This window comes from Streptomyces calidiresistens (assembly GCF_014141525.1).
Lineage (GTDB): Bacteria > Actinomycetota > Actinomycetes > Streptomycetales > Streptomycetaceae > Streptomyces > Streptomyces calidiresistens.
The window spans coordinates 1-5,208 of the sequence record NZ_VKHS01000378.1; the positions used below are offsets into that span (position 1 = coordinate 1).

The following is a 5,208-nucleotide window of genomic DNA, read 5'->3' on the forward strand; positions in this document are numbered from 1 at the left end:
CGGTGAGCCCGGGTCGGGGGTCGGCGGGCCGCGCTGGGGGTTCGCCCGGGTGCGCAACGACTCGATGCTGCCGACGCTGCGCCCCGGTGATCGGCTGCTGCTGCGCTGGGGGGCGCCGGCGCGGCCCGGTGACGTGGTGGTGGCGCGTCACCCGTGGCAACCGGGACTGTTGATCGTCAAGCGGGCGGTGGAGCGTCGCCCGGACGGCTGGTGGCTGCTGGGGGACAACCCCCGGATCACCGACGACAGCCGGGCCTTCGGCGCCGTTCCGCCGGCCGGGGTGGTCGCCCGGGCGGTGTTGCGGTGGCGACCGCCGTCCCGGACTCAGCCCTCCCGGCTCCGTTCGGCGCTGGAATGGGTCGGCTCGGCGGTGCGCCGCACCGGTCCGTCCGCGGGGAGGCTCGCGCGTTCCCGGCGTTTGCGGGCGCGGTAGGCGGCGACGTTGGCGCGGGTGGCGCACCGGTCGGAGCAGTAGCGCTTGGAGCGGTTGGTCGAGGTGTCGATGTAGGCGTTGCGGCACGGTTCGGCCTCGCACAGTCCCAGGCGGTCCACCCCGAGGTCGGTGAGCTGGACCGCCAGCCCCATGCAGGCCATGGCCGCGTAGGCGGCGCCGGCGTTGGTGGGGTGTTCGGCGAGGTGCATGTGCCAGCGCGGCCGTCCGGCGTCGTCGAGGTAGTCGTGCCCGGAGATCTGCGGGCTGACCGGGTACTCCATGAGCAGGGCGTTCAGCAGGTCCACGGCCCGGGTCTCCTCGCCCTCGGCGGCGGCGCCGAAGACGGCCCGCAGGCGGGTGCGCACCCCGCGCAACCGGGTGACATCGGCTTCCACGGCACGTCGGGCGACGGCGGGTTGGCTCGGGCCGAAGAGGGCGCGCACGGCCTCGACATCGGTGAGGGCATCGGTGTCGCGCGCGGGTTCCTCGGTGTTGACCAACCGCACCGCGAGGTCTGCGTAATAGGTCAGTTCCACTTGAGATCCTTACGCTGCCGGGCTACAGTCTGCACTGTACTAGGTAAGGGTCCAATGTGATTCGAGACCCTTACCGGTGGTGTGTCGGGTCCCCGCACGGGACCGGGAAGGGGAACGGCCATGGCCGACTGGCAGGAGTGGCAGCGCAGCTGGGACCGGCAGCAGGAGTGGTACCTGCCGGATCGGGAGGAACGCTTCCGCGTCATGCTCGACACCGTCGAGGCGCTGGTCGGCGACCGCCCCCGGGTCCTCGACCTGGCGTGCGGCACCGGCAGCATCACCGGGCGGGTGCTCAAGCGCTTCCCCGACGCCACCACCGTCGGCGTGGACCTGGACCCCGCCCTGCTCACCATCGCCCGCGGCACCTTCGAGGGGGAGGAGCGGACGACCTTCGTCGCCGCCGACCTGCGGGACGCGGCGTGGGTCGACCGGGCCCTCGCGGCCGGTGCCGGCGGTCCCTTCGACGCCGTGCTCACGGCCACCGCCCTGCACTGGATGCGCACCGCCGAGCTGCGGACCCTGTACGAGCGGCTGGCCGGCGGTGTGGTCCGGGCCGGCGGGGTGTTCCTCAATGCCGATCACATGCCGGACCCCGCCACCCCCCGGATCAACGAGGCCGTGCACGCCTTCGACCGCGCCCGTCGGGACCGGGAGAAGGCCGCCGGTACGCAGGACTGGGCCGACTGGTGGGCGGAGGTGGCCCGGGACCCGGAGCTGGCCGACGCGGCGGCGGAGCGGTTCGGGATCTTCGGTGACCCGAGGGAGGGCGACCACTCCGACGGTGAGGTCCAGGCCCCCGGCGAGCACGCCGCGATCCTGCTCGGCGCCGGCTTCGCCGAGGCCCGCACCGTGTGGGCCTCGCCCTCCGACGCCATGGTGCTCGGCCTGCGCTGAGCGCCCGCACCGCCTCCGCCTTTCGGTCGCCCCGACTCCGGGCGTGCCCGCCCGGGGCGGCCCGTTCCGCCGGCCGCCGTCGGCAGGGTTCCCGCCACCCGGGGGTGCCGGTGGGGGCCCTCCCGGCGCCGGGAACCGCATGCGCCGACGGTCCCCGTCCCGGGGTCGTGTCCCCTCCCGGGTGGTCGGACATGCCGCACGGCGCTCCGGCCCGCACGCGGCGGTGGGTCCCGTGCACGCGGGAGGGTTCCGCACAGGGCGGTGGGACCCGCACGCGGCGGTGGGGCCGGCGGACGGCGACGCCGCGTGTCGCGACGCCCCGTCCCCCGGCCCCACCGGCCGACACCCCTCCGCCGCCCCCGGTCACCGGGGGCGGCGCGTCCGGCTCAGCGCCGGGCCACGCCCTCGGCGCGCGCCGCCGCCGCGACGGCCGCCGCGACCGCCGGCGCCACCCGCTCGTCGAACGGCGAGGGGATCACCCGCTGCGGGGTCAGCTCGTCGGCGACCACCGCCGCCAGTGCCTCGGCCGCGGCCAGCTTCATGCCCTCGGTGATCCGCGCCGCCCGCACCTGCAGGGCGCCCGCGAAGATGCCGGGGAAGGCCAGCACGTTGTTGATCTGGTTCGGGAAGTCGCTGCGTCCGGTGGCGACGACCGCCGCGTGCCGGGCGGCCACCGTCGGGTGGATCTCCGGGTTCGGGTTGGCCATCGCGAAGACGAACGCGCCCGGCGCCAGCCGCGCCACCGCCGACTCGGGGACGGTGCCGCCGCTGACGCCGATGAAGACGTCGGCGCCGGCCATGGCGTCCTCCAGCGAGCCGGTCAGTCCGGCGCGGTTCGTCAGCCCGGCGATCTCCCGCTTGACGTCGGTCAGGTCCTCGCGGTCGCCGGAGACCACGCCGCGACGGTCGCACAGGGCGACGTCGCCGATCCCGGCGCCCAGCAGGATCTTCGCGATGGCCACACCGGCCGCGCCCGCGCCGGAGATGACCACCCGCAGCTCGGCGAGGCCGCGCCCGGTCAGCCGGGCGGCGTTGCGCAGCGCGGCGAGGGTCACGACGGCGGTGCCGTGCTGGTCGTCGTGGAAGACGGGGATGTCCAGGCGCTCCTGGAGTTTGCGCTCGATCTCGAAGCAGCGCGGCGCGGCGATGTCCTCGAGGTTGACGCCGCCGAAGGAGGGGGCCAGCCGGGCCACCGTCTCCACGATCTCGTCGGTGTCGCGGCAGTCCAGCGCGATCGGGACGGCGTCCACCCCGGCGAACTGCTTGAAGAGGATGGCCTTGCCCTCCATCACCGGCATGGAGGCGGCGGGGCCGATGTCCCCCAGGCCGAGCACGGCGCTGCCATCGGTGACGACGGCGACGACCTGCGAGGTCCAGGTGTAGTCGTGGGCGAGTTCCGGCTGCTCGGCGATGGCGGCGCACACCTTGGCGACGCCCGGGGTGTAGGCCAGGGACAGGTCGTCGGCGTCGCGCACCGGGACGGTGGCGCGAACGGCCATCTTGCCGCCGCGGTGCAGGGCGAACGCCGGGTCCAGGCCGGCGGCGGCGCCCAGCCGCTCCGGATCGCCGTCGGTATGGACGGGTGAGGGATTTCGATGAGGGTTGGTCGTGGAGTTGACGGTCTCCGATGCCACTGTTTGACCCCTTTATCACATGGCTGGTCGAGGGTGACCGCTCCCTGGTGGGGGAGCGGGCGGGTACCACGTCCGCCGCCCCTTCGGCGGTTGGGCCGCCGTCGGGGAGGTGCTGCGGACGCCGGACGCGCCGCACGCACGTCCCGGGTCCCCGGGTGAGGGGTGTAACAGACCGTTCTACCGGATCACTCGGGGCCGGGACGAGTGGGTTGTCACGGTGCCGAGCGGAACATCGGGTGAATCGGGGCGCCGCGCGCCGCTCCGCCCGCGCCCCGCGCTCCGCCCCCACCCGGCCCGACCTGCGGGGACACCGGACGGGGCCCGGCCGGCGGGGGAGTCGGCGGCTCTCCGTGATCCTCGTCTCACCCGTCCGCGCACGGGCGCCGGGCCGCGCCCCCGGGCGGAGGGGCGGGCCGACCGGGTGAACCCCGTCGACCGGAAGCGTCCGTTATGCGGTCGTGACGCAGCGGTGAACGCACGTCATCCCTCCGGATGGCAGGATTCGGCCATTGGTAAAAAGTCGCGACACTCGAAGACGTGTGCCCGGCTGCCCGTGGAGAGATCTCCGCATCCGCCCTCGTCACACTCCCCCGCACCATCCCGCAGGAGGACACCGCGATGACCCCCCCTTCCCCTCGTCCGTCCCTCCGCCGACGTTCCCGGCTCCTCGCCGCGAGCGCGTTGGTCACGGCCGGTGTGCTGGTGCTCGGCGCCTGCGGCTCCGACGACGGCGGTGACGGCAACGGCAACGGTGACGGCGGTGCCGCCGGCGTGAACACCGACGCACCCCTGTACGACCAGCTCCCCGAGAACATCCGGGAGGCCGGGAGGATCACCGTCGGCTCCGACATCGCCTACGCCCCCATCGAGTACTACGACGAGAACAACGAGGTCACCGGCATCGACCCGGCCATCGCCGACGCCATGGCCGAGCAGCTCGGTGTCCCGATGGAGTTCGTCAACGGCACCTTCGACGGCCTGGTCCTCGGCATGAACTCCGGCCGCTACGACGTGATCATGTCGGCGATGACCGACACCCGCGAGCGGCAGGAGGGTCTGAGCGAGGACGCCGAGGGCGGCGCCGACTTCGTCAACTACTTCGAGGCCGGCTCCGCGCTCCTGGTCGCCTCCGGCAACCCGGAGGACGTCGCGACCCTCGACGACCTGTGCGGCCTGACCGTCGCCTCCCAGCGCGGCACCTCCAACGAGGCCCTGGTGGAGAGGCAGCAGGAGAGCTGCGACGAGCCCATCGAGATGCTCGTCAACGACACCGACGACGAGTCGATCACCCAGCTCCAGAGCGGCCGGGCGCAGGTCGTGGTGACCGACTTCCCCGTCGCCCTCTACAACGCCACCACCGCCCGCGACGGCGAGCTGTTCGAGGTCGTCGGCGAGCAGATCGACGCCGCCCCCTACGGCATCGCCGTCCCCAAGGACAACCCGGAGCTGCGGGACGCCCTGCAGCAGGCCCTTCAGGCGATCATCGACGACGGCACCTACCAGGAGGTGCTCGCCGAGTGGGACGCCGAGACCGGCGCCATCGACTCGGCCACCGTCAACGCCGGCCAGTGACCCCTCCGCCCGGCGGGCGGCCGTGAACGACGGCCGCCCGCCGGGCCCACCGCCCCCGCTGTCTCTTATACACCTCTTACGCTGCCGACGAAGCTGCAAGTGGAGAGTTCAGTGGTCGCCGTATTTCTGAAAAAAAAGA

At 73.6% G+C, this 5,208-nt stretch carries 5 protein-coding genes; 3 read left to right on the plus strand and 2 right to left on the minus strand.

Annotation, left to right across the window (positions count from 1 at the left end; genetic code table 11):
• On the plus strand, window positions 1–433 hold a 433-nt coding region (gene sodX / locus FOE67_RS15790), incomplete at its 5' end, for a nickel-type superoxide dismutase maturation protease (protein WP_438874231.1).
• On the opposite strand, the gene FOE67_RS15795 is transcribed toward sodX, so the two are convergent.
• Entirely contained in the window at window positions 325–969 is a 645-nt protein-coding gene (locus FOE67_RS15795) for a CGNR zinc finger domain-containing protein (protein WP_182664765.1), read from the minus strand. The two genes, sodX and FOE67_RS15795, sit on opposite strands and share 109 nt — an antisense overlap.
• 120 nt (window positions 970–1,089) lie before the next feature.
• Here FOE67_RS15795 and FOE67_RS15800 point away from each other — a divergent pair, with 120 nt between their 5' ends.
• Window positions 1,090–1,863, plus strand: a complete 774-nt coding sequence (locus FOE67_RS15800; RefSeq protein WP_182664767.1) for a class I SAM-dependent methyltransferase — start codon at window positions 1,090–1,092, stop codon at window positions 1,861–1,863.
• A 386-nt stretch (window positions 1,864–2,249) separates the two neighbouring features.
• On the opposite strand, the gene FOE67_RS15805 is transcribed toward FOE67_RS15800, so the two are convergent.
• Entirely contained in the window at window positions 2,250–3,416 is a 1,167-nt protein-coding gene (locus FOE67_RS15805; protein ID WP_228473933.1) for an NAD(P)-dependent malic enzyme, read from the minus strand.
• 699 nt (window positions 3,417–4,115) lie between these two features.
• On the opposite strand from FOE67_RS15805, the gene FOE67_RS15810 reads away from it, so the two are divergent.
• Window positions 4,116–5,069 (plus strand): ABC transporter substrate-binding protein, encoded by a 954-nt coding sequence (locus FOE67_RS15810; RefSeq protein ID WP_182664769.1) that lies wholly within the window; start codon window positions 4,116–4,118, stop codon window positions 5,067–5,069.
• Window positions 5,070–5,208 lie beyond the last annotated feature (139 nt).